Source organism: Micromonospora sp. WMMD882 (assembly GCF_027497255.1).
GTDB lineage: Bacteria > Actinomycetota > Actinomycetes > Mycobacteriales > Micromonosporaceae > Micromonospora.
Map to the genome: position 1 here is coordinate 5,452,687 of NZ_CP114903.1, position 21,620 is coordinate 5,474,306.

Annotated in this window: 20 protein-coding genes; 13 read left to right on the forward strand and 7 right to left on the reverse strand. The window is 74.3% G+C overall.

What is annotated here, in order from left to right:
* Positions 1 to 33: 33 nt before the first annotated feature.
* Positions 34 to 867: a prenyltransferase/squalene oxidase repeat-containing protein gene (locus O7606_RS23430; protein WP_281596172.1), complete on the forward strand. Its 834-nt coding sequence runs from the start codon at positions 34 to 36 to the stop codon at positions 865 to 867.
* Positions 868 to 897: 30 nt separating this feature from the next.
* Here O7606_RS23430 and O7606_RS23435 read toward each other — a convergent pair whose 3' ends face one another.
* From O7606_RS23435 to proB, 3 genes are all read right to left on the reverse strand, one after another.
* The gene (locus tag O7606_RS23435; RefSeq protein WP_281596173.1) at positions 898 to 1,914 is read right to left on the reverse strand and encodes a methyltransferase; all 1,017 of its coding nucleotides are present in this window, start codon (positions 1,912 to 1,914) and stop codon (positions 898 to 900) included.
* Between the two features lie 185 nt (positions 1,915 to 2,099).
* Entirely contained in the window at positions 2,100 to 3,344 is a 1,245-nt protein-coding gene (locus O7606_RS23440; RefSeq protein ID WP_281596174.1) for a glutamate-5-semialdehyde dehydrogenase, read from the reverse strand.
* A 41-nt stretch (positions 3,345 to 3,385) separates the two neighbouring features.
* A complete protein-coding gene (gene proB, locus O7606_RS23445; RefSeq protein WP_281596175.1) occupies positions 3,386 to 4,543 on the reverse strand; it encodes a glutamate 5-kinase in 1,158 nt (385 codons plus the stop codon).
* A 13-nt stretch (positions 4,544 to 4,556) separates the two neighbouring features.
* On the opposite strand from proB, the gene O7606_RS23450 reads away from it, so the two are divergent.
* Genes O7606_RS23450 through O7606_RS23460 form a run of 3 tightly spaced genes read left to right on the forward strand, consistent with a single transcriptional unit; the run spans position 4,557 to position 7,845 of the window.
* Positions 4,557 to 4,868 (forward strand): MGMT family protein, encoded by a 312-nt coding sequence (locus O7606_RS23450; RefSeq protein WP_281596176.1) that lies wholly within the window; start codon positions 4,557 to 4,559, stop codon positions 4,866 to 4,868.
* 20 nt (positions 4,869 to 4,888) lie between these two features.
* On the forward strand, positions 4,889 to 6,313 hold the full coding sequence (locus O7606_RS23455) for an MFS transporter (RefSeq protein WP_281596177.1): 1,425 nt from the start codon (positions 4,889 to 4,891) through the stop codon (positions 6,311 to 6,313).
* The gene (locus O7606_RS23460; RefSeq protein ID WP_281596178.1) at positions 6,313 to 7,845 is read left to right on the forward strand and encodes an aminotransferase class V-fold PLP-dependent enzyme; all 1,533 of its coding nucleotides are present in this window, start codon (positions 6,313 to 6,315) and stop codon (positions 7,843 to 7,845) included. The genes O7606_RS23455 and O7606_RS23460 overlap by 1 nt, the downstream gene beginning before the upstream one ends.
* 109 nt (positions 7,846 to 7,954) lie before the next feature.
* Here the strand turns inward: O7606_RS23460 and O7606_RS23465 are convergent, their stop codons facing one another.
* Positions 7,955 to 8,908, reverse strand: coding sequence for a hypothetical protein (locus O7606_RS23465; protein ID WP_281596179.1), 954 nt, complete (start codon positions 8,906 to 8,908; stop codon positions 7,955 to 7,957).
* Between the two features lie 221 nt (positions 8,909 to 9,129).
* Here O7606_RS23465 and O7606_RS23470 point away from each other — a divergent pair, with 221 nt between their 5' ends.
* The 3 genes from O7606_RS23470 (at position 9,130) to O7606_RS23480 (ending at position 11,657) form a co-directional block, all read left to right on the forward strand.
* Entirely contained in the window at positions 9,130 to 9,705 is a 576-nt protein-coding gene (locus tag O7606_RS23470; protein WP_281596180.1) for an NADH-quinone oxidoreductase subunit B, read from the forward strand.
* Positions 9,706 to 10,131: 426 nt separating this feature from the next.
* On the forward strand, positions 10,132 to 10,329 hold the full coding sequence (locus tag O7606_RS23475) for a hypothetical protein (RefSeq protein ID WP_281596181.1): 198 nt from the start codon (positions 10,132 to 10,134) through the stop codon (positions 10,327 to 10,329).
* An 11-nt stretch (positions 10,330 to 10,340) separates the two neighbouring features.
* The gene (locus O7606_RS23480) at positions 10,341 to 11,657 is read left to right on the forward strand and encodes a DUF2252 domain-containing protein (RefSeq protein ID WP_281596182.1); all 1,317 of its coding nucleotides are present in this window, start codon (positions 10,341 to 10,343) and stop codon (positions 11,655 to 11,657) included.
* A gap of 7 nt (positions 11,658 to 11,664) precedes the next feature.
* Here the strand turns inward: O7606_RS23480 and O7606_RS23485 are convergent, their stop codons facing one another.
* On the reverse strand, positions 11,665 to 12,711 hold the full coding sequence (locus O7606_RS23485) for a glucose 1-dehydrogenase (RefSeq protein ID WP_281596183.1): 1,047 nt from the start codon (positions 12,709 to 12,711) through the stop codon (positions 11,665 to 11,667).
* Between the two features lie 175 nt (positions 12,712 to 12,886).
* Between O7606_RS23485 and O7606_RS23490 the strand changes: the two genes are divergently transcribed.
* Both O7606_RS23490 and O7606_RS23495 read left to right on the forward strand, forming a co-directional pair.
* Positions 12,887 to 13,729 (forward strand): NADH-quinone oxidoreductase subunit C, encoded by an 843-nt coding sequence (locus O7606_RS23490; protein ID WP_281596184.1) that lies wholly within the window; start codon positions 12,887 to 12,889, stop codon positions 13,727 to 13,729.
* Positions 13,729 to 14,691, forward strand: a complete 963-nt coding sequence (locus tag O7606_RS23495; protein WP_281596185.1) for a complex I subunit 1 family protein — start codon at positions 13,729 to 13,731, stop codon at positions 14,689 to 14,691. Before O7606_RS23490 ends, O7606_RS23495 begins: the two co-directional genes overlap by 1 nt.
* 186 nt (positions 14,692 to 14,877) lie before the next feature.
* Here the strand turns inward: O7606_RS23495 and O7606_RS23500 are convergent, their stop codons facing one another.
* Positions 14,878 to 16,149 (reverse strand): S8 family peptidase, encoded by a 1,272-nt coding sequence (locus O7606_RS23500; RefSeq protein ID WP_281596186.1) that lies wholly within the window; start codon positions 16,147 to 16,149, stop codon positions 14,878 to 14,880.
* Between the two features lie 285 nt (positions 16,150 to 16,434).
* On the reverse strand, positions 16,435 to 17,472 hold the full coding sequence (locus O7606_RS23505) for a glutathione S-transferase C-terminal domain-containing protein (RefSeq protein WP_281596187.1): 1,038 nt from the start codon (positions 17,470 to 17,472) through the stop codon (positions 16,435 to 16,437).
* A 662-nt stretch (positions 17,473 to 18,134) separates the two neighbouring features.
* Here O7606_RS23505 and O7606_RS23510 point away from each other — a divergent pair.
* The 4 genes from O7606_RS23510 to O7606_RS23525 are packed head-to-tail and all read left to right on the forward strand — an operon-like array spanning position 18,135 to position 21,596.
* On the forward strand, positions 18,135 to 18,734 hold the full coding sequence (locus tag O7606_RS23510; protein WP_281596188.1) for an NADH-quinone oxidoreductase subunit I: 600 nt from the start codon (positions 18,135 to 18,137) through the stop codon (positions 18,732 to 18,734).
* On the forward strand, positions 18,731 to 19,255 hold the full coding sequence (locus O7606_RS23515) for an NADH-quinone oxidoreductase subunit J (protein ID WP_281596189.1): 525 nt from the start codon (positions 18,731 to 18,733) through the stop codon (positions 19,253 to 19,255). Before O7606_RS23510 ends, O7606_RS23515 begins: the two co-directional genes overlap by 4 nt.
* Complete coding sequence (gene nuoK / locus O7606_RS23520; RefSeq protein ID WP_281596191.1) at positions 19,252 to 19,599, forward strand: NADH-quinone oxidoreductase subunit NuoK; 348 nt, start codon at positions 19,252 to 19,254, stop codon at positions 19,597 to 19,599. Before O7606_RS23515 ends, nuoK begins: the two co-directional genes overlap by 4 nt.
* Positions 19,596 to 21,596, forward strand: coding sequence for an NADH-quinone oxidoreductase subunit L (locus tag O7606_RS23525; protein WP_281596192.1), 2,001 nt, complete (start codon positions 19,596 to 19,598; stop codon positions 21,594 to 21,596). Before nuoK ends, O7606_RS23525 begins: the two co-directional genes overlap by 4 nt.
* Positions 21,597 to 21,620 lie beyond the last annotated feature (24 nt).

A 21,620-nucleotide genomic window follows, 5' to 3' on the forward strand; every position in this document is an offset into this window, starting at 1 on the left:
GCCGGGACGTGCGCCGCCGCCGTCGGTAACGTGATGACCGTGGTCGATATCAATGCCGCCATCGGATTCGTCGTGGCGCACGGTGACGAGGTGGAACGCGCCAGGCTCTCCTGGCTGTGCGCCGGCGCCCCACCGTCGGCGGGGGCGCTCGCCGCGGCCGAGGTCGGGCCGACGCCGGACGGCGGCTGGCCGGCGGTCCGGGCCGGCGAGGTGGCCTCGGTCGACGCGACCTGTTTCCGGCTCGCCGAGCTGGACGACCTGGGCGCGCTGGGCCGTCCGGCGGCCCGCGCCGCGTTGGACTGGCTGGCCGCCCGGCAGTTGCCCGACGGAAGCTGGGAGGAGGACGCGGCGCTGGCCGACAGCGCCCCGGCCTGGGCCCGGCCGGGCGACCCGGAGGCCCGGCTGTACCTCACCGCCAACGCCGCCTTCTGGCTCAGCGTCGCCGGTCTGGACGCCCGGGCGGCCGGCCCGCTCGACCACCGGGTGGGCGGGGCGTACGCCGGGGTGGCGCACGCCGCCGCCCGGGCGCTGACCGACGCGCTCGCGCCGGACGGCACCTGGCCGTCGTACCTGGCGGTGGGGTGGCTCAGCGCCGCCGTCCTGCACCTGCGGCGGGCGTACGACGAGGCGGCGCGGATCCGGGCGGTCCTCGACGACCGGATCGGTGACATGTCCCCGGCCGACGTGGCCTGGTTGGCGTCGACGCTGTGCCGGGTGGGCGTGCCGGCGGCGGAGTGGACGCTGGTGGCCGCCCGCCGCCGGCTCGCCGCCACCCAGCGCAGTGACGGCGGCTGGGACAGCGACGACGGCCACCGCTTCGACGTGCACACCACCCTCGCCGTCGTCCGCGCCTTCCGGACGGGGTGAGCACGCCCCTCGCGGCGGGTGGCGGCACGCCTACGGGCGGCGGGCGATCACCGCGCCGTTGGCCCCGGGCGCGTCGAACGCGACGACGCGGACGTCGGTGAAGCCGGCGTCGACGAGCCAGTCGGCGTACTCGGCGCCGGAGTAGTTCCGGCCGCCCTCGGTCTCGACCAGCATGGTCATCCCCATCAGGGCGGCCGACCGGGGGCCGGTCCGGTCGTCGTCGAGCAGCAGCTCGCAGACGACGATCGCGCCGCCGGGGGGCAGGGCGGCGTGGCAGCGGGCGAGGATGGCCCGGTTCTGCGTCTCGTTCCAGTCGTGCAGGATCATGCTGAGCAGGATCACGTCGTGGCCGGTGGGCAGGGCCGGGTCGGTGAGGAAGTTCCCGCTGGCCGTGCCGATCCGGTCGGCCAGTCCGGCCGCCGTGATCTTCTCCTCCGCCTTGGCCCGGACGTGCGGCAGGTCGAACACGGTGGCCCGCAGCTGCGGGTAGCGGCGGCACAGCTCGACCGGGAAGGCCCCGGCCCCGCCGCCGACGTCGAGCAGCCGGCGGTGCGCGCCGAAGTCGTACGCCTCGCCCAGCGACCGGGCGGTGAAGCTGGACGTCGAGTACATCGCCTCCCAGAACATCGCCAGCATGCCCGGGTCGGCGGTGGTGAACAGCGATTCCTGGGTCTGCGGGTCCCAGGTCAGCGGTCTGTCGGCGCGCAGCGCCTCACCGAGCCGGTGGTACGGCAGGTAGGTGCGCTCGTCGCAGTAGCGCACCTGCCCGCCGAAGTAGTGCGGCCGGCCCGGCACGAGGAACTGCTCGGCCAGCTCGGTGTTGCGGTAGCCGGTGCCGGAGCGTTCCAGCAGGCCGAGTGAGGCGCAGGCGGCGAGCAGCAGGTCCGCCGGCCGTTCGGGCAGGTCGAGCTCCTGCTGGACCTCCTGCTGTGTGACCACCCGCCCTCCGGAGAGCCGCCCGAACAGGTCGAGTTCGACGGCGGCGGCGAGCGTCTTGAATGCCCAGTAACCGGTGGTGATCTCCATCAACGGAGTGGGGGTGATCATGGGCTACATATGATCATTTTTCTCCGTCACTGACTGTCAGGAATACGATACGCTGAGCCAGCGTGTCGGGCTGGCTTTTCGGCCAGCCCATGATCCACGGTACGGCCGACCACCCTCCACCGAACGGCGCGCCCGGCAGCCCGGCCGCGCCTCGACCCGGCCGCCCGCGACCCCGGCGGAGGCGGTCAGCCGCGCAGGTGGCCGTCGCCGGTGACCACGTACTTCGTGCTGGTCAGCTCGGGCAGCCCCATCGGGCCCCGGGCGTGCAGCTTCTGGGTGGAGATGCCGATCTCCGCGCCGAACCCGAACTCGCCGCCGTCGGTGAACCGGGTCGACGCGTTCACCATCACCGCCGCCGCGTCCACCCGGGCCACGAACTCCCGGGCCGCCGCCTGCGAGTCGGTGACGATCGCCTCGGTGTGGCCGCTGCCGTACCGGCGGATGTGCGCGACCGCCGCGTCCAGCGAGTCGACCACGGCGACCGAGATGTCCGCCGACAGGTACTCGGTGGCGAAGTCCTCGTCGGTCGCCGGCACCACCGCCGCCGAGTGCCGGGCGACCTCCGGGGAGCCGTGCACGGTCACCCCGGCCTCGGCGAACGCGGCCAGCACCGCCGGCAGGAACGCGTCGGCGACCCCGGCGTGCACCAGCAGCGACTCGGCGGTGTTGCAGGTCGACAGGCGCTGCGTCTTGGCGTTCAGGGTGATCGCCACGGCCTTCGCCAGGTCGGCTGCCGCGTCCACGTACACGTGGCAGTTGCCCACCCCGGTCTCGATCACCGGCACCGTCGACTCCTCGACCACCGTCCGGATCAGCGACGCCCCGCCGCGCGGGATCAGCACGTCCACCAGGCCCCGGGCCCGCATCAGCTCCTTGACCGAGTCGCGGGAGGACGCGTCCAGCAGTTGCACCGCGTCCGCCGGCAGGCCGGTGTCGGCGACCGCGTCGCGCAGCACCGCGACCAGCGCCGCGTTGGAGTTCGCCGCCGACGACGAGCCGCGCAGCAGCGCCGCGTTGCCGGACTTCAGGCAGATCCCGGCCGCGTCCACCGTGACGTTCGGCCGGGCCTCGTAGATGATCCCGACCACCCCGAACGGCACCCGGATCTGCCGTAGCTCCAGCCCGTTCGGCAGGGTCGACCCGCGCACCACCTCACCCACCGGGTCGGGCAGCGCGGCCATCTGCCGCAACGCGTCGGCGATGTCGGCCACCCGGCCCGCGTCCAACGCCAACCGGTCCAGCACGGCCGCGCTCAACCCGGCCGCGCGCCCGGCCGCCAGGTCCGCCCCGTTCGCGGTCAGGATCTCCGGGGTACGCGCCACCAGCGCGTCGGCCATCGCGGTCAGCGCGGCGTCCTTGGCGGTACGCGTCGCCACGGCCAGCTCGCCGGCCGCCTCCCGCGCCCGACGGGCCTGCTCCGAAACGCTCATCTCACTCCTCAGGTGGGTGGCGCCCCCGGGTCGGGGTCCGCCTACAGCAGCACCAGGTCGTCGCGGTGGACGACCTCACGTTCGTAGCCGGGGCCGAGCGCCGCGGCCAGCTCGGAGGTGGACCGTCCGAGCAGGCCGGGCAGCTCCACCGCGTCGTAGTTGACCAGCCCCCGGGCCACCGGCGCGCCCCGCACGTCGACCAGGTCCACCGGGTCGCCGGCGGTGAACGCCCCGTCCACGGCGGTGATCCCGGCGGGCAGCAGCGACTTGCGTCGGCCCACCACCGCCTGCACCGCCCCCGGGTCCAGGTGCAGCCGCCCCCGGGGCGAGGTGGCGTGCGCCAGCCAGAACAGGCGGGCGGTCGGCCGTCGGCGTACCGGATGGAAGAGCGTGCCCACCGGCGCGCCGGCCAGGGCGGCGGCGGCCAGCGGCGCGGCGGTGAGCACCACCGGGATGCCGAAGCCGGTGGCGATCCGGGCCGCCTCGACCTTGGTGACCATGCCGCCGGTGCCCACCCCGGCCCGGCCCGCGCCGCCGATCTCCACGCCGGCCAGGTCCTCCTCGCCGCGTACCTCGGGGATCCGGGTGGCGGACGGGCTGGCCGGGTTTCCGGTCCAGAGCGCGTCCACGTCGGAGAGGAGCACCAGCAGGTCGGCGTGGACCAGGGCGGCGACCAGGGCGGCCAGCCGGTCGTTGTCGCCGAACCGGATCTCCTCGGTGGCGACCGTGTCGTTCTCGTTGACGATCGGCACCGCCCGCAGGTCGAGCAGCCGGCGCAGGGTCCGGTACGCGTTGCGGTAGTGCGCCCGCCGGGTCACGTCGTCGACGGTGAGCAGCACCTGCCCGACGGTGAGGCCGTGCCGGGCGAAGCTGGCCGCGTACCGGCCGATCAGCAGGCCCTGCCCGACGCTGGCCGCGGCCTGCTGGGTGGCCAGGTCGCGCGGGCGTCGCGGCAGGCCGAGCGGGGCCAGGCCGGCGGCGATCGCGCCGGAGGAGACCAGCACCACCTCACGACCCGAGCCGGTACGCGCGGCGAGCGCGTCGACCAGCGCGGTCACCCGGTCGTCGGCCAGGCCGCCGGCCGGTGTGGTCAGCGAGGAGGAGCCGATCTTCACTACGATCCGTCGGGCTGCCGTGACTTCTTCGCGCACCCGCCCATTCTGCGCGGTCGGCTCCGCCCCGCCCGCCGCCGTTCCCATATCGTGGCTGGTCGTGACTCCTGACGAGTACGTGGAGGCGGTGCTCGACCTGGTCGAGCGGATTCCGCCGGGCCGGGTGATGTCGTACGGGGCGGTCGCGGACGCGTTGGCCGAGCGTTCCGGTCGGGCGTCGGCGCGGCTGGTCGGGTCGATCATGGCGCGGCACGGCGGCGGGGTGCCCTGGCACCGGGTGGTGAACGCGGCGGGTCGGCTGCCACCCGGCCACGAGCGGGAGGCCCTGGCCCGACTGCGCGCCGAGGGCGCCCCGCTGCGCGGGAACGGCGTGGACATCTCCGCCGCCGCCTGGTCACCGCAGCAGGGGTGACGTGAGTAGCATTCGGCTTCATGAGCGCGCCGCCGGCCGAGCTGCCCCGTCGGGTGCACCTCGGCTACGCCCTGGGCTCCCTGGTGACCGGGGCGTTCGGCACCGTGCCCGGGTTGCTGCTGCTGCCGTACCTGACCGACACGCTGGGCGTCGCCGCCGGGGTGGCTGCCCTGCTGGTGCTCCTGCCGAAGGCGTGGGACGTGCTGGTCAACCCGGTCGCCGGGCGGATCTCGGACCGGACCCGCTCCCGCTGGGGCGCCCGCCGGCCGTACCTGCTCCTCGGGGGTCTGGCCCTGGCCGTGCTGTTCGCCGCGATCTTCGCCGCGCCGTTCGGGACGGGGCCGGCGGACGGGGCGGGGCCGGGCGTCGCCGGGGCGTACGTGGCGGTGGCCTTCCTGGCGACCGCCACCGCGTTCGCGTTCTTCCAGGTGCCGTACGTGGCGATGCCGGCCGAGCTGACCGACGACTACACCGAACGTACCCGGCTGATGAGCTGGCGGATCGCCGTGCTGGCGGTGGCCATCCTGGTGTCCGGGGCGGTCGCGCCGCTGGTGGTGACCGCCGGCGGTGACGGGGTGCCCGGGTACCGCTGGATGGGGCTGTTCGTGGCGGCGCTGATCGTGGTCGGCGCGCTCGGGGCGTTCCTCGGCACCCGGTCCGCGCCGGCCGGCGAGGTGACGGAGAGCGAGCCGAGCCTGCGCGCCCAGCTCGCGGTGGCCGCCGGCAACCGCCCGTTCCGGGTGCTGCTGATCTGCTTCGTGGTGCAGTCCGCCGGGGTGGCGACCATCCTGGCCGGCGTCAACTACTTCGCCGATCAGATCATGGCCGCGCCGGAGACCGGGCCGACCGTGCTGTTCGCCTGCTTCGTCGGCCCGGCCCTGCTGGTCATGCCGGTGTGGACCAGGCTGGGCCGCAAGCTGGGCAAACGGGCCGGGCTGGTCGTCGCCTCGGCGCTGTTCGCGCTCGGCGCGGCCGGGCTGGTCGCCGCGCCCGTGCTGCCGGCGGTGGCGGTCTACCTGCTGGTCGCCCTGGTCGGCTGCGGCTACGCCGGGCAGCAGGTGTTCGCGTTGGCCATGCTGCCGGACTGCATCGCGTACGACACCGCGCGCACCGGCCGTCGCCAGGCGGGGGTGTTCACCGGAGTGTGGACGGCGGGGGAGACCTTCGGGCTGGCTCTCGGGCCGGGCATCTACGGGCTGGTGCTCCAGGTCTCCGGGTACGCCTCCTCGGCGACCGGCTCGGCGGCGGCGCAGTCCGACTCGGCCCGCCTCGGCGTGCTGCTCGGCTTCACCGTGCTGCCGGCGCTGCTGGTCGGCCCGGTGGTGCTCCTGCTGCGCCGCTACGACCTGACCGCCGCCCGGCTCGCCGCCGTCCGACAGCCCACCGACGGGCCGGCCCCCGCCGGGCCGCCCACCGACCCCGTACCGAAGGACGTGATCATCTGATGAGCGACCACGCGGAGCCGACCGGTCCGGGCCCGTCGAGCGACGGTCCGGGTACGGCCGCAGCCGGGCCGCCGCCCGCGCTGCCGGCGGTGGGGGTGCCCGCCGAGCAGGCGCTCGCCGAGATCCGGGCGCTGCGCGCCGCCGACCGCCCCACCCACGGCGGACGCCTCTTCGCGTACGTCTACGACCCGGCCGTGCCCGGCCTGGACGAGCTGGCCGGCGCGGCCCACGGGTTGAGCGCGCACGTCAACGGGCTCGACCCGACCGCGTTCCCGTCCCTGCTGGCGATGGAGAACGCGCTCGTCGGGGCGGCGGCGACGCTGCTCGGCGGCGGGCCGGGCGGCGGCGCCCCGGAGGCGGTCGGCAGCGTGACCGGCGGCGGCACCGAGTCGCTGATCCTGGCCGTGAAGGCCGCCCGGGACGCCCACCCGGAGATCGCCGAGCCGCGGATGGTGGTGCCGGTCAGCGCGCACGCGGCGTTCGCGAAGGCGGCGCACTACCTGCGGGTGGCGCTCGATCCGGTGCCCGTCGACAAGGTCACGCTGCGTCCGGCGGTCGCCGCCGTGGCCGCCGCGATCCGACCGGAGACCGTGCTGGTGGTCTGCTCCGCCCCGTCGTACGCGCACGGGGTCGTCGACCCGGTCGAGGAGATCGCGGCGGTGGCCGCCCGCGCCGGCGTGCGGTGCCACGTGGACGCCTGCTTCGGCGGCTGGACCCTGCCGTACCTGCGGCGGCTCGGGCGGCCGGTGCCGGCGTTCGACTTCTCCGTCGACGGGGTCACCTCGATCTCGGTGGACCTGCACAAGTACGCGTACGCCCCGAAGGGCGTGTCGGTGCTGCTGCACCGGGATCCGGCGCTGCGTGCCCCGCAGTACTTCGCGTACGCCGACTGGCCCGGCTACGCCATGATCAACCCGGTGGTCGCGTCGACCCGTTCGGGCGGGCCGATCGCCGCCGCGTACGCCACCCTGCGGCACCTCGGCGACGCCGGCTACCTGGAGCTGGCCGGCCGCACGCTGGAGGCGGTCGACCGGCTGGCCGACGCCGTCCGGGGCGTGGACGGGCTGCGGCTGCTGGCCGAGCCGGAGTCCACGGTGGTCTGCTTCGCCGCCGACGACCCCGACCTGGACCTGTTCACGCTGGTCGACGAGCTGACCGCGCGGGGCTGGCACACCCAACCCCAGATGGCGTACGCCGACCTGCCGGCCAGCGTCCACCTGACCGTGACCGCCTCGGTGGCCCCGCAGGCCGCCGGCTTCGGCACGGACCTGGCCGACGCGGTGGCGGCGGCCCGCGCCGCCGGCCCGGTGAAGCTGCCGGACGAGCTGCTGGCGTTGGCGTCGTCGCTGCCTCCGGAGGCGCTCACCCCGGAGCTGGTCACCGGGCTGGCCGCCGGCCTCGGACTGACCGGCGGCGTCGGCCTGCCGGACCGGATGGCCCCGGTGAACACGCTGCTCGACGCCGCGCCGCCGGCCCTGCGGGAACGGCTGCTCGTCGAGTTCGTCAGCCTGCTCCAACGTCCCGTTTACTGACCCGCCGACCGGGTTCCCGGCCACGGGGTCGGCGGACGGACATGCGCCCCCGAGCCGCACGTACGCCCGCCGACCCTGCCCCTGGCCCCGGCGCGGGGGCCGGCCGGGGTCACGCCTCGGCGGTGACCACCGTGAACGAGGCGGTGTCGTCCGCCGGGTCACGGTCGGGGACGTCGCCGCCCTCGTAGTGACTCGACACGGTGAAGACGCCGGTGCCGAGCGTCCCCACCGGGCTGCCCGCCGGAGCGGTCAACCTGATCCGGAAGGAGCGCTCCTCACCCTCGGCCAGCCGCCCACCGGGCACCACGAAGTAGGTCGCGAAGACCGGCAGGTCCACCGGGTCCATGTCGACGATGTCCATGCCGTCCGGCAGGGCCGAGCGCACCTCCAGCGAGCTGTGCGGGGCGTCGCTGTCCCAGCGGGCGGAGACCCGCATCCAGCCGGTGAAGCGGCCGTCGGCCTCCCGGGTCAGCAGCACCTCGGGCGGGGTGACGATGCCCGCGTCCCCGGTGGTGTCCTGCCGGTACGGGCGGACGCCGTCGGAGCTGCCCGAGGTGGACCGGAACAGGGTGCGGAAGTCCTGCCGCGCGGTCACCGGCGCGGAGTGGCCCAGCTTGACGCCCACCTGGCCGCCGGTCGCGTACATCGGGTACGGCTGCGGCGCGGTCAGCACCTCGAACCGGGCGGTGAGCCGTTGGCTCTGACCGGGCGGGACGTGGACCGCGCAGTCGAACGAGCGGCGGTACTCGACGGGGCCCGTGGTCATGCAGAGCTCGTCGGTCAGGGTGCCCTGCCACGACCCGGCCACCGGCTCGGTGACCCGCACGTGGCTGACGGCCTTCGCGCTGCCGTTGCTGACCGTGATGGTCACCTGACCCTGGTAGCCCCGGGACGTCGGGTCCAGCACGAGCCGGCCGACGTCGACGGTGACCCCGCCGCCGGTGGCGCCCGGGGCGCCCGTCGGGCCGGTGGCGGCGCCGGCCACGGTCGGGGCGATCGGTACGGTCAGCGCGGCGGCGACCCCGACCGCCAGACTCCGACGCCGGATGACGTTTGCGTTCATCGGTCTTTCTCCTGTCCCCGTGCGCGCCCGGATGGCGCGTCCGGACATCACACGTGTGGATCTGCCGGGATCGTTGCGCCCCGCCACTGCCGGAAAACCGACACCGGCCGGCCGTCGCGGTCACACCGGTCACCCGTGCCGTCGCCGGAACAGGTTGCGCCGTTCGCCCCGCCGGCCGCTGTGGTTGACTGTCAACTCGGGGACAGTGGAGGAGGGCCGAGGTGCAGTTGCCGGCAGTGCTCGGTGAGCCGATCCGGTTCGTGCTCAACTGGGGTCGCCGCTACTCGCTCTGGGTGTTCAACTTCGGGCTGGCCTGCTGCGCGATCGAGTTCATCGCCACCAGCATGGGCCGGCACGACTTCATCCGGCTCGGCGTGATCCCGTTCGCGCACGGCCCCCGCCAGGCCGACCTGATGGTCGTCTCCGGCACGGTCACCGACAAGATGGCCCCGGCGATCAAGCGGCTGTACGACCAGATGCCCGAGCCGAAGTACGTGATCTCCTTCGGGGCCTGCTCCAACTGCGGCGGCCCGTACTGGGACTCCTACTCGGTGACCAAGGGCGTCGACCAGCTCATCCCGGTCGACGTCTACGTGCCCGGCTGCCCGCCCCGCCCGGAGGCGCTGCTGCACGGCATCCTGCGCCTCCAGGAGAAGATCGCCGCCGAGCGGTCCGGCATCGGCGGCGTGCCCCGTCCGGACCCGCTGGCCTCCCCGGCCGACGCGCCGACCGCCGCGCCGCCCCGCCCGGTCGAGTCTCTCACCGCCCCACCGGTACGCCCCCCGAACGCCCCCTGACCAGCTCGTCGGTCTTGACGAGCTGCGCGACTTTCCTGCTGGCGTGGCTGTCGCAGGACGCCCGTCAGGGCTCCCGCGCCCGCCTTGAGGCCGCGGGGCGGTCACCCGTTGCTCTCGACGCGGCGACCCACGCTGCCCGGTCAGCGCGGGGTACACCTTCGGTTTGCCTGTCGAGCTGCCCCGTCCGTGCGCCCACCCTCCGCCCTGCCGGATCTTTCCGACGGTCGTCTGCGATCTCCCGGCTCCCCGTACAGACCCGATCGAGCCGTTCGCCCTTTCGGGGATATGCCTGGATTGTTCGGTCCATTGCCGCTGCCCCATATCCGGGGCAGCTCGACAGGCGCTCCACCGCATGGCGCCGGCCCCGCAGGAGGCCTTCCGACGTGTGCTCAGACCCGTACCGATGGCTCCTCGGCATCGGCGGACGTGGCGGTCGTGGTGGCGGCGGTGCTCGTGTGCCCCGGGCCGGCGGTCCGCCAGCCGGCCCGGGGCACGACCTGGCGGTGCCGGGCCTGCGGGATCGCCTGGCCGTGCCCACCGGCGAAGCTGCGGCTGCTCGGCGAACGGTTCGTCGGCTGGGCGCACGCGCGGGGGCAGCCGGGGAGGGTGGTGGACGGGGGCTAACCTGAGCGGCCATGACCCAGACCGTGGACCGCCGGTCCGCTCACATCGTCGACGTGCTCATCGCCGAGTTCGGCGCGTCGATGGCCCTCGATCCGGCGGCCTTCCGGCGCAAGTTCCGCAAGATGGCGGCCTCCCCGTTCGCCTTCTACCGGGGCAGCGCCGCCCTGTTCTACGCCGACCAGCGCGGCGAGTACGCCGACGACCGGTTCCTCGACGAGCGGACCAGCCGGGTGTGGATCCACGGCGACCTGCACGCGGAGAACTTCGGCACCTACATGAACGCCTCCGGGCAGCTCGTGTTCAACGTCAACGACTTCGACGAGGCGTACGTCGGACCGTTCTCCTGGGACCTTAAGCGGTTCGTGGCGAGCGTCGCGCTGATCGGGTACGCCAAGGCACTCTCCGACCAGGTGATCAGCGACCTGGTGACCACGTTCGCCGAGTCGTACCTGGCCGAGCTGAGCGCCATCGCCCACGGCGGGGACGACGCGATCGGCTCGATCACCCTGGACAACGCCGACGGGGTGCTGCGCCGGGTGCTCCAGCAGGCCCGGCTGAACACCCGGGTCGACCTGCTCGCCGCGCAGACCACCGTCGACAACTACGAGCGGCGGTTCTCCCTCGGCGACGGGGTCTACGAGGTGGACGCCGACACCCGGGCGGCGGTGTGCGCGGCGTTCGGCGGCTACCTGGAGACGCTGCCGCCGTCGGCCTCCGGGCTGCGGCCGGTCGCCGCGCAGGTCAAGGACGTGGTGCTGCGCAAGGGCGTGGGCATCGGCTCGGCCGGGCTGCCGTCGTACAACCTGCTGCTGGAGGGGCACACCCAGGCCCTGGAGAACGACGTCATCATCTACATGAAGCAGGCCCAGGTGCCCGCGGTGGCCCGGCACGTCGACGACGAGCGGGTCCGTGGCTACTTCAAACACCAGGGTCACCGTACGGCCGAGTCGCAGCGGGCGTTGCAGGCGCACGCCGACCCGTGGCTGGGCTTCACCGAGCTGGACGGGGTGGGCCAGCTCGTCGCCGAGGTCTCCCCGTACGCGGCCGACCTGGACTGGGCCGACGTCAACGAGCCGGAGGAGCTGGCCGGGGTGATCGCCGACCTGGGTCGGGCGGTGGCCCGGATGCACTCGGTGGCCGACGACGAGTCCAGCCACGACCTGGTCGACTACTCGACCGAGGAGGCGATCGTGGCGGCGGTGGACGCCGACCGGGACGGCTTCGTGACGTACCTGGTGGAGTTCGCCCACGCGTACGGCCTCCAGGCCCGCCAGGACCACCAGCTCTTCGTCGACCTGTTCCGTAACGGCCAGCTCCCCGGCCTCTGAGGTCGGCTCAGCGGGTGAAGTCCAGCACCACCTTGATGTCGTCGGCGGTGGGGGTGTACGCCTGCTCGTACGCCTCCACCGGCAGCCGGCGGGTGATCAGGCCGGCCAGCCACTCCGGGTCGGCCCGGCCGAGCGCGGCGGCGGCCAGTTGCCAGTGCCGCCGGTTGGCGTTCACCGAGCCGAACACGACGTTGTTCTCCAGCACCAGGGTGCGGTTCAGCGCCCCGGCGTCGAAGTCGATGGTGCGTCCGCCGCTGGAGACGCCGGTGAGGCAGATGATGCCGTTGTGGCCGGCCTTGCACATCACGTCCAGCACCACGTTCGGCGCGCCGGTGCACTCCAGGGTGATGTCCGGCTCGACCTCCAGCTCGGCGACCGGGCCGGTGTGGTACGTCGCCCCGAGCGCCGCCACCAGCGCCGGCTTCGGCCCGCTGGTCGTCCGGTCCAGCACGTGCACGGTCAGCCCGCGCTGGCTGGCCAGCAGCGCGGCGAGCAGGCCGATCGGCCCGGCCCCGGTGACCAGCACGGTCTTCGGCTGCCACTCGGCGCGCTGCCCGATCCGTTCGATGTGCTCCCACGCCTTCGCGACCACGCTCGCCGGTTCGAGCAGCACCCCCACCTCGGCCAGGCCGGGATCCAGGCCGACGGCGAACGGGGGCGGCACCCGCCACCGGTCCCGGGCGAAACCGGGCAGCTCCTTGATGCCGTGCTCGGTGTAGCGGCCGTTGCGGCACATGTCCCACTCGTCGACCGCGCAGTTGACGCACGGCACCGGGTCCGGATGCCGGACGATGCCGGCCACCAGGTCACCGGGGCGGAGCGTGCCGGTCGGGTCCTCCAGCACCCGGCCCAACGACTCGTGCCCGACGACCAGCGTGTCGGTGCCGGGCGGCGGCTGGCCGTACTCCCCGGCGACGATCTCGTGGTCGGTGCCGCAGATCCCCACGGCCAGCGACTCGACCAGGATCGCGCCCTCCTCGGGGCGCGGCTCCGGCCACCCGTCGTCCAGCCGCAGTGTGTCCGCCACTCCCGCCGTCACCGTTATCGCTCGCATCTCCTGATCGTCCCCGCCGCCACCGGCGTCCACACCCGCTTGTCCCGGATGATCATGACTCGGCGGTGGCGGCGTGGGCGCGGCCGTACGGCGGGGGCGGTGGCGTGGGGTCCGGTGGGCGGGGACGGGACCGCGGGCGGGTTCGGAGGGCCGGGTGGGCCCTAGGATCGGGGACATGGAGGCGGCGGAGGTGGGGCGGCGACTGGTCGAGCTGGTCGCGGACGACGCGGCGGTGGCGACGACGTCCGGCGGGCAGGGGTACGCGCGCGCGACCGTGGACGTGCCGGTCGCCCGCTGGGCGGACGCGCTCCGGGCCGCCCGCGACGACGCCGGGTTGGGCCTCGACTTCTTCGACTGGCTGTCGGCCGTCGACGAGTTGGACGCCGGCTTCGACGTGGTGGCGCACCTCTGGTCGACGGTCCACCGGCACGGGCTGCTGCTGCGGACCCGGGTGCCCCGGGACCGGGCCGAGCTGGCGTCGGTGGTGGCCGTCTATCCGGGCGCGGCCTGGCACGAGCGTGAGACGTACGAGATGTTCGGTATCACCTTCGCCGGGCACGACGACCTTCGGCCGTTGCTGCTGCCGCCCGAGTTCGAGGGGCATCCGCTGCGCAAGGAGTTCGTGCTCGCCTCCCGGGTGGCGAAGCCCTGGCCGGGCGCGAAGGAGCCGGGCGAGTCGGAGGCGGGCGGCGGTCGCCGGCCGATCCGACCTCCGGGCGTGCCCGCCCCGGGCGAGTGGGGCGTGGTGCCCACCCCGGCCGGCGCGGCCGGCGTGGGCGAGGGCCCGCGCGGCGGCGTCCCGGCCCGCCCGGCCCGCGCGCCCCGCCCGGCCCGCTGGCCCGCGACGGCCGCGCCGGACCCGTCGATGCCGGCCCCCCAGGACCAGCCGGGCCCGTCGTCCGCGTCGGGCCCGTCGTCCGCGCCGGACCGCTCGACGCCGGCCGTGCCGGACCCGCCGGCTGCCGGGGATCCGCCGGCGGCGCGGCCCGCCGCTGACGACGACGGGGGTACGGCCTGATGCCGCTCTGGTTGGAGCTGACCCTGCGGGTGGGCGGGGTGCTCGTCGCGTTCCTGACGCTGCCGTTGCTCGTCGGGCAGGTCGAGCACAAGGTGATGGCGCACATGCAGGGCCGGCTCGGCCCGATGTACGCGGGCGGGTTCCACGGCTGGGCGCAGCTCATCGCCGACGGCGTGAAGTTCGTGCAGAAGGAGGACGTCACCCCACGTGCGGCGGACCGGCCGGTGTTCCGGCTGGCCCCGGCGGTGGCGCTGGTGCCGTACCTGCTCGCCCTGCTGGTGATCCCGCTCGGCCCCGGTGACCTGGTCGGGCAGCCGCTGGACATCGGCCTGTTCTTCGTCCTGGCGGTGGTCGGGGTCGGCGTGGTGGCGGTGCTCATGTCGGCCTGGGCGTCGGCCAACAAGTACAGCCTCCTCGGTGGGCTGCGCGGGGCGGCCCAACTGCTCGGCTACGAGCTGCCGCTGGTGCTGGCCGCCGCCTCGGTGGCGATGGCGGCCGGCACGCTCAGCCTGTCCGGCATCGTCGAGGCGTGGCGGCCCTGGTGGCTGCTCTGGCAGGCCCCGGCGATGGTGGTGTTCTTCCTGGCCGGGTTGGCCGAGATCCGGCGTCCGCCGTTCGACATGCCGGTGGCCGACTCGGAGCTGGTCTTCGGGTACATGACCGAGTACACCGGTCTGCGGTTCGCGTTCTTCCTGCTCGCCGAGTACGTAGGCATCGTGGTGATCGCCGCGCTGACCACCGTGCTGTTCCTCGGCGGCTGGCAGGGCCCGTTCGCCGACGCCCAGCTCGGGTGGCTCTGGACGCTGCTGAAGGTGTTCGCCGTCTCGTTCGTGATCATCTGGCTCCGGGTGTCCTATCCGCGGCTGCGGGAGGACCAGCTCCAGCGGCTCTGCTGGCTGGTCCTGGTCCCCGCCGCCCTCGGCCAACTCGTGCTCACCGCCGCCGTCCGCGTGGCCTTCTGACCCCGTCCGCTCGCCTGCTGACCCGTCCCGTGGCCTGCTGGCCCGGTCCGCGTGGCCTGCTGGCCCGCCTTGATCCACTCCGTCTCGCCGATAAGGGTGTGACCGTCGGGGTCGACGGCGCGTTATCGCCGAAACGGAGTGGATCATGTCAGGCGGGGCCGGTCGTGGGGTCGGTCGCGGGGAGGGTTACTGGGTGGGGGAGCGGTAGAGCAGGCGGTTCGGCGAGCCGGGGCCCGGGTTGATCACCACGCCGGTGGTGGCCGCGCTGATCAGCGCGCTCTTGACCGTGGCCAGCGAGTGGGTGGGGTTCTGCTGCCGGTAACGCGCCAGCCAGCCGCTGACGTGCGGGGCCGCCATCGAGGTGCCCGACCAGCCCGATGCGGAGGCGGTGTTCGAGGCGATGCCGGCGGAGGTGATGTTCACCCCCGGGGCGAAGATGTCGACGCACGTGCCGTAGCTGGAGAACGAGGCCCGGTTGTCGGTGCTGTCGGTGGCCGCGACGGTGACGCCCCGGCTGGACCGGGGGCCGTTCGTGCAGGCGTCGGTGTTGAAGTTGTTGGCGATGAAGACCGGGTACACACCCGTGTTGATCATGTTTTCCACGGCGGTGTTCGGGGCGGTGCCGTAGCCCTGGAGGCTGAAGTTCGCCACCGAGACCGGGTCGTGGTTCCCGGCGATCCAGTCGACGCCCTCGATCAGGTCCGTGGTCCAGCCGGAGTTGTCGCACTTGAGGACCCGGACGGCCTTGATGGTCACCGACTTGGCCACGCCGTACGTCGCGCCGCCTACGGTGCCGGCCACGTGCGTGCCGTGCCCGTGGCAGTCGTTGGTGCCGTTGCCGTCGCCGACGGCGTCGTAGACCCCGCTGGCCCGGCCGCCGAAGTCGACGTGGCTGGCCCGGATGCCCGAGTCGACCACGTACACGGTGACGCCGGCGCCGGCCGAGGTGTACCCGAAGCTGTTGTTCAACGGCAGGTAGTGCTGGTCGATCCGGTCCAGCCCCCAGGACGGCGGGTTCGGCTGGGTGGCCTGGATCGACACTCCGCCGGTGCTGGTCAGGCCGCCCCGGATCCGGGTGTCCCGCTCGACGTACGCCACGGCGGGGTCGTTGCGCACCGCGGCCAGGGCGGCCGGGGGCAGGTGGGCCGCGTACCCGTCGAGCACGTGCCGGTAACGGTTGAGCACGGTGCCGCCGGCCCGTTCGGCGAGCGCGGCGGCGCGGTCGGTGCGGGCGGTCCGGGCGACGCGGTCGGCGTCGGCCTGCGGCGCGGAGAGCACCACGACGTACCGGTCCGGCGCGTACTCCGGGCCGCCGGCCCGCAGCGGGGCGGGCGCGGCCCGGCCGGGCGCCGGGTCCGGGGCCGCCGCCACCGGACCGGAGACGGCGGCGACCAACGCGCCGGTGAGCATTCCGGTGAGTACGCCGAGGCGTACCGTTCTGCCACCCAGCTTGCGCAAGGTTCGACCCTCCTCAGGGGTAGTCCATTGTGGACCGTACGGTTCGACGTCGGCGCGTCGGCCGGACGAGGAACCCCCTAAGTCGATCATTTTCAATTGAATGTCGTGTTACGCAACGAAGAACGTCGATGTGTTCGGGTGTGTCCGTTGTCACCGGACGGCCCGCCCACCCCGGAACTCCCGGGTGGGCGGGCCGTCGAGGCGACCACCTGTCGGCGCGGTGCGGGACTCACCCCAGCGGGCTGGGGCGCGGGGGGCTCTGGGCGCGGCGGGGTGGTACGCGCCTCAGCCCAGCGGGGTGTGGGCCGGCTCGACCCGTTCGGCCGGCGGCGGGGGCGGCGGGGGAGTGCCGTCGCCGAACGGCCGGCCGCCCAGGGCCTCCCGGCCGTGCGGGGTGAGCCAGTTCGCCAGATCCGGCCCGACCGGGACCACCCCGGTCGGGTTGATGTCCCGGTGCACCTCGTAGTAGTGCCGCTTGATGTGGTCGAAGTCGATGGTGTCGCCGAAGCCCGGGGTCTGGAACAGGTCCCGCGCGTACGCCCACAGCACCGGCATCTCGGCCAGCTTCTGCCGGTTGCACTTGAAGTGGCCGTGGTAGACCGGATCGAACCGGACCAGCGTGGTGAACAGCCGTACGTCGGCCTCGGTGACGGTGTCACCGACCAGGTACCGCTGGTCGGCCAGCCGCTCGCTCAACCAGTCCAGCCGGTCGAAGAGCCGGCGGTACGACCTCTCGTACGCGTCCTGGCTGCCGGCGAAGCCGCACCGGTAGACGCCGTTGTTCACGTCGGCGAAGACCGCCGCGTTGACCTCGTCGATCTCCGCGCGCAGCGGCTCCGGGTACAGCTCCGGCGCGCCGTCGCGGTGGTACGCGGTCCACTCGGTGGACAGGTCCAGGCTCATCTGCGCGTAGTCGTTGGTGACCACCTGGCCGCTCGGCACGTCCACCAGCGCCGGCACGGTGATGCCCCGCTCGTAGCCGGGGAAGCGCCGGAAGTACGCCTCGGCCAGCCGTTCGATGCCCAGCACCGGGTCGCGGCCGTCCGGGTCCAGGTCGAACGTCCAGCTCCGCTTGTCGTGGGTGGGCCCGGCCACCGCCATCGAGATGGCGTCCTCCAGCCCGAGCAGTCGCCGTACGATGATCAGCCGGTTCGCCCAGGGGCAGGCCCGGCTCACCGCCAGCCGGTACCGGCCGGGCTCCACCGGCCAGCCGTCCCGCCCGTCGGCCGTGATCCGGGTGGCGATGTACCGCTGGTCCCGGGTGAACTCGCCGCCCGGCTCGACGTACTTTCCGCCGGTGCGTTCCAGAATCTCGTCGCTCACGTCGCCCCCTCGCGCCCTGCCCGATCCCCCCGCCCGTCCCATCATTGCCGATCGGCGGCCCGCCGGCCCGGTGGGTCGCGGCGGTTGCTCCCCAGGTGGGGCGGCGACGACGACCCGCGGGCCCACGCCGCCGGCCACCGTCCGCCGCCCGCGTCACGTACGGCTTCGCTGCCGACCGACTGCCCGTCAGCATCTGGGGGAGCGAACCCGTGCCGCTCTCACTACCCGCAGTGACGTCGGGCGACGTGCTCCCCACCCTCGCGCGTGCTTTGCTCTGCACCCAGATATGCGACGGTCGCCCTCGGTGGTCGGGAGTCGCTCCCGGGTGACAACCAGTCCTGAACATTCCCCCTGCTCGCGGCGGTGTCGCGTATCCGGGTGCAGAGCAAAGGGCGTAGCGCGGCGTCTCTTGGTCGCGGAGAAGTCACTCACCGCACACGAGCGCCATCGCCGAGGATGTTGACACGGAGAGTCACCGGCGTTGGCGCTGGACATCATCGGTGTCCGCGCGCCGGGCCGTGAGGGTGATTCCGGGTCGGGGCGCTGCCCCGGTCAGCGGCGCCGGGGGGTGATCCGGGCGATCGGCATCGTTCTCCCCGTCGTCCACCGTACCGCCGGCAAGTGCGGGGTGGTGGTCGCGCGCGCCGGGGGAACCGGGCAGGATGAACGGCATGAGCGACGAGGGGGTGCCGGGGAGCGGCCTGGTGAAGGGACTGGCGGTCACGTTGAGGACGATGACCCGCCGTACGCACACCCAGCAGTACCCGGACGTGGCCCCCGAGCTGCCACCGCGCTCCCGGGGGGTGATCGCCCTGCTGGCGGAGAACTGCACGGTCTGCATGCTGTGCGCCCGCGAGTGCCCCGACTGGTGCATCTACATCGACTCGCACAAGGAGGAGGTGGCCGTGCCCGGCGCGGCCCGCCCCCGGCAGCGCAACGTGCTCGACCGGTTCGACATCGACTTCTCGCTCTGCATGTACTGCGGCATCTGCGTCGAGGTCTGCCCGTTCGACGCGCTCTACTGGTCGCCCGAGTTCGAGTACGCCGAGTACGACATCAAGGACCTGCTGCACGACAAGGAGCACCTGGGGGAGTGGATGGCGACCGTACCGCCGCCGCCCGCGCACGACCCCAACGGCGAGCCGGCCAAGGAGGAGACCACCGCCGCCCGCAAGGCCGCCGCCGCGTCCGGGCCCGCCGCCCGGCCGACCGCCGCTCCGGTGCGCCCCGACGCCCCGACCGGGGAGGGGACGGCGCGGTGACCGGCGCGGACGTGCTGCTGCTCGCGCTCGGCGCGGTGACGGTCGGCGCGGGCGCGCTGGTGGTGACCACCCGGCACCTGGTCCGGGCCGGGCTGTACCTGGTGGTCTGCCTCGGCGCGCTGGCCGGGCTGTACCTCGTCCTTACCGCCGAGCTGGTCGCCTGGGTGCAGGTGCTGATCTACGTCGGCGCGGTGGTGGTGCTGCTGCTGTTCGCGGTGATGCTGACCCGCGCCCCGATCGGGGCCTCCGACGACCTGGACCGCCCCGGCTGGCCGGCCGCCCTGATCGGCGGCGGCGCCGGGCTGGGCCTGGCCGCCCTGCTGGTCGACGCGTACCGCTGGTCGACCGTGGAGCTGCCCGAGGCGGGCACCGCCGAACGCCTCGGCGTCGAGGTCTTCGCGCGCTGGGTGCTGCCGTTCGAGGTGCTCTCCGTCCTGCTGCTGTCCGCGCTGGTCGGCGCGATCGTGATCAGCCGCCCCGAGATCGGCGCGCGCCCCGACGACCGGGGAGCCGTCAGGTGAGGCCGGTCATCCCGTACGTCACCGCCGCCCTGCTGTTCGGCCTCGGCGGGTACGGCGTGCTGCGGCGGCGCAACGCCGTGCTGGTGCTGATGGCCGTCGAGCTGATGCTGAACGCGGTCAACCTGATCCTGGTCACCGCCGACACGACGGTCCGGGCCACCCTGCCGCACGGCGGTCAGGTGTTCGCGCTGTTCGTGATCGTGCTGGCCGCCGCCGAGATCGGGGTGGGGCTGGCCATCGTGCTCCAGCTCTACCGGCTGCGGGCCAGCGTGACCGTGGACGAGGTGCCGTTGACCGAACGCGCCGACGACGCCGGGACGCCCGCCGAGGAGGTCGCCCGGTGAACCGCGCCCAGACGCTCGGCGCGCTGCTGCCGGCCGTACCGCTGGTGGCGGGGTTGACCGGGTTGCTGCTCGCGCCGTCCCCGCGAGGCCGCGCCGGCAGCGACGCGGCCCGGGGCGGGGGTGACGGCCGCGCCCCCGGGGAAGGCGCGCGGCGGGCCGCGATCGGGCTCGGCGTGGCCGGGGCGGCCGGGGCGCTGCTGCTCGCGGTGGCGCTGCTGGTCACCGTGGACGCGCCGACCGAGACCGCCCGCACCTGGATCATGCTCGGCGAGCTGCGGGTCACCCTCGGCGTCCGGCTCGACGGCGCGGCGGCGCCGGTGGCCGTCGCGGTGACCGCGGTCGCCCTGGCCGTGCAGGTCTACTCGGTCGCCTACCTGCGGCGCGGCCCGCACGACGACGTCGACGTCGACCACCGCTACCCGCCGTACGCGGCGCAGATCAGCCTGTTCACCGCGGCGATGCTGCTGGTGGTGGTCTCCGGGGACCTGATCCTGCTGCTGGTCGGCTGGGAGGTGATGGGCGTCTGCTCGTACCTGCTCATCGCCCACGACCGGCGGCTGCCCGAAGCCCCGGCCGCCGCGACGAAGGCGTTCCTGGTCACCCGGGTGGGTGACGTCGGATTCCTGCTCGGCATCGCGCTGCTCGGGGTCAGCGCCGGCAGCTTCCGGATCGCCGACGTGCTCGCCCACGACCACGCCACCGGCACGCTCACCGCCGCCGGCCTGCTGCTGCTCGCCGGGGTGGCCGGCAAGAGCGCCCAGTTCCCGCTGCACACCTGGCTGCCGGACGCGATGGCCGGCCCCACCCCGATCTCCGCGCTGATCCACGCCGCCACGATGGTCGCCGCCGGGGTGTACGCGGTCACCCGGCTGTACCCGCTGTTCGAGGCGGCCCCGGTCACGCTGACCGTGCTCGGCGTGACCGCCTCGGTCACCCTGCTGCTCGGCGCGTTCGCCGCCACCGCCCAGGACGACCTGAAACGGGTCCTCGCCTGGTCCACCGTCTCCCAGCTCGGGTACCTGACCGGGGCGCTGGCCGTCGGCGCGCCCTCGGCGGCGCTGTTCCACCTGCTCACCCACGCCGCGTTCAAGGCGCTGCTGTTCCTGGCCGCCGGCGCGGTCATCCACACCGTCGGCACCACGCTGATGTCCGGCATGGGCGGGCTGCGCCGCGACCTGCCGGTCACCTTCTGGTGCACCGTCGTCGGGCTGGGCGCGCTGGCCGGGCTGCCGCCGCTGTCCGGTTTCTTCAGCAAGGAGAGCGTGCTCGCCGCCGCGCAGGAGGCGGCGCTGCACGACGCCGGCCCGACCCCCGCCTGGGTGGGCTGGCTGGTGTGGTTGGCCGGGCTGCTCGGCGTCGCCGTCACCGCCTGGTACGCCACCCGGCTGCTGCTGCGCACGTTCCTCGGCCCCCGCCGCGCCGAGCTGGCCCACCCGCACGACCCGCCGGCCCTGATGCGCTGGCCGATCCTGCTGCTCGCCGTGCCCGCCGCCCTGCTCGGCCTGGCCGCCTTCCAGCCGGCGTTCACCGACCGGCTGGCCGCCCAGACGGGCGGTGACCTGGCTGCCCCGTCGGGCGGTGAGCTGGCCGCCCCGTCGGGCGGTGAGCTGGTCCACCTCGGGCCGGAGCTGCTGCCGCCGCTGGCGTTGCTGGCGCTCGGGGCGGGGCTGGCCTGGTGGCGGTGGCGGCGGGACCCGACCGTCGACCCGGCGGCCACGCTGGGTCCGCTGCGGCCCGTGTTCGCGTCCGCGTTCCGGCTCGACGACGTCCAACGCGCCCTGGTGGTACGCCCGGTCGTCGGCCTGGCCCGACTGGCCCGTACCGCCGACGAGCAGGTGGTGGACGGGGCGGTCGAGGGCAGCGGACGGGCCGCGCGTGGGCTCGGCGGCGGGCTGGCCGCCCTGCACCGGGCGGCCCTGCCCCGGGCCGCCGTGGCGGTGCTGGCCGGCGCGCTGCTGATCGGCCTCGCCGCCGCCGTCCTCGGGGGCGTCCGATGAGGCCCGGGCGCGGGACCGGGCAGG

Excerpts from the sequence above, each read along its gene's own strand:
- O7606_RS23430 (WP_281596172.1), top strand. The coding sequence starts at position 34 with ATGACCGTGGTCGATATCAATGCCGCCATCGGATTCGTCGTGGCGCAC.
- O7606_RS23435 (WP_281596173.1), bottom strand. The coding sequence starts at position 1,914 with ATGATCACCCCCACTCCGTTGATGGAGATCACCACCGGTTACTGGGCA.
- O7606_RS23440 (WP_281596174.1), bottom strand. The coding sequence starts at position 3,344 with ATGAGCGTTTCGGAGCAGGCCCGTCGGGCGCGGGAGGCGGCCGGCGAG.
- proB (WP_281596175.1), bottom strand. The coding sequence starts at position 4,543 with ATGGGAACGGCGGCGGGCGGGGCGGAGCCGACCGCGCAGAATGGGCGG.
- O7606_RS23455 (WP_281596177.1), top strand. The coding sequence starts at position 4,889 with ATGAGCGCGCCGCCGGCCGAGCTGCCCCGTCGGGTGCACCTCGGCTAC.
- O7606_RS23460 (WP_281596178.1), top strand. The coding sequence starts at position 6,313 with ATGAGCGACCACGCGGAGCCGACCGGTCCGGGCCCGTCGAGCGACGGT.
- O7606_RS23465 (WP_281596179.1), bottom strand. The coding sequence starts at position 8,908 with ATGAACGCAAACGTCATCCGGCGTCGGAGTCTGGCGGTCGGGGTCGCC.
- O7606_RS23480 (WP_281596182.1), top strand. The coding sequence starts at position 10,341 with ATGACCCAGACCGTGGACCGCCGGTCCGCTCACATCGTCGACGTGCTC.
- O7606_RS23485 (WP_281596183.1), bottom strand. The coding sequence starts at position 12,711 with ATGCGAGCGATAACGGTGACGGCGGGAGTGGCGGACACACTGCGGCTG.
- O7606_RS23490 (WP_281596184.1), top strand. The coding sequence starts at position 12,887 with ATGGAGGCGGCGGAGGTGGGGCGGCGACTGGTCGAGCTGGTCGCGGAC.
- O7606_RS23495 (WP_281596185.1), top strand. The coding sequence starts at position 13,729 with ATGCCGCTCTGGTTGGAGCTGACCCTGCGGGTGGGCGGGGTGCTCGTC.
- O7606_RS23510 (WP_281596188.1), top strand. The coding sequence starts at position 18,135 with ATGAACGGCATGAGCGACGAGGGGGTGCCGGGGAGCGGCCTGGTGAAG.